This is a genomic window from Halorubrum sp. AJ67 (assembly GCF_000513435.1).
On record NZ_CBVY010000005.1, the window covers coordinates 245,978 to 247,210 of the forward strand.

1 protein-coding gene is annotated in these 1,233 nt (G+C 69.6%); it reads left to right on the top strand.

Annotated features, from left to right (window positions below; genetic code table 11):
• A partial coding sequence (locus tag BN903_RS07215; protein WP_369317833.1) for a FecCD family ABC transporter permease occupies positions 1-1,179 on the top strand: 1,179 nt, incomplete at its 5' end.
• Positions 1,180-1,233 lie beyond the last annotated feature (54 nt).

Here is a 1,233-nt window from a genome sequence, read left to right on the forward strand (position 1 = left end):
GTCGCCGACGGTGAGGGTCGGGCGATCGGCGGCGGCTCCCCCCGGCGACCGGTCGAGGGGGACCGGCTCGGGTGGCTGTTCGAGCCTCGCCTCGCTGCGGTGATCGCGGGGAGCCTCGCCCTCGTCGTCGTTGCGGGACTCGTCCAGGTGAGCTTCGGCACGTACTCGATGACGGTCGGGCAGGCGTGGCGGGCCGTCCTCGACCCCGCCGTCCTGCTCGATCCGCGGTGGTTCCTCAACTTCCTCCTCGGCGAGGAGCTGATGCGGGCGGTCACGGGATTTCAGGGCGAACTACCGCAGCTCGCGCGCGAGACGCTCGTCGTCTGGAACATCCGGCTCCCGCGGGTGCTCGTCGCCGTCGTCGTCGGGATGAACCTCGCCGTCTCGGGCGCGATCTTTCAGGCGGTGACGCGGAACGAGCTGGCCAGCCCGTTCATCCTCGGCGTCTCCTCGGGCGCGGGGCTGATGATCCTGCTCACGCTCGTCGTGTTCGGCGGCCTCTCGGCGTTTCTCCCGATCATCGCGGCTCTGGGCGGCTCCGTGGCGTTCCTCGTCGTCTACGCCATCGCGTGGAAGAACGGGACCAGCCCCGTGCGGCTCGTGCTCGCGGGCGTCATCGTCGGGACGGTCTTCAACAGCCTCCAGACGGGGCTGTTCTTCTTCGCCGACGACATCGGCGTCGTCCAGTCGGCGATCCAGTGGACCACCGGCTCGCTGACGGGGACCGACTGGGAACAGGTCAGGATGGCGCTCCCGTGGACGCTCGTGGCGGTGACCCTGTCGCTCGCGGGCTCGCGGCAGCTGAACCTCCTCCTCCTCGGCGAGCAGACGGCGAAGTCGCTGGGGATGTCGATAGAGCGGGTGCGGTTCGCGCTCTCCGGCGTCGCCGTGCTGGCGGCCGCCGCCAGCATCGCGGTGGCAGGCATCGTGAGCTTCGTTGGGCTCATCGTCCCCCACGTGGTTCGGAACCTCGTCGGTAGCGACTACAAGCGGGTGATCGTCGGCTGCCTGTTCGTCGGCCCGGCGCTGATGGTCGGTGCCGACGTCGGGGCGCGCCTCGGGATGAGCGTACTGACCGGCGCGGACGCGCAGGTCCCGGTCGGGATCGTCACCGGGCTGGTCGGCGGGCCGTACTTCCTGTACCTGATGCGTCGACAGCAGAACATGGGTGACCTCTGAATGGCAACGGAACACGCGGACGCGACGGAGACGGACGAATCGAGCGGTGTAAGC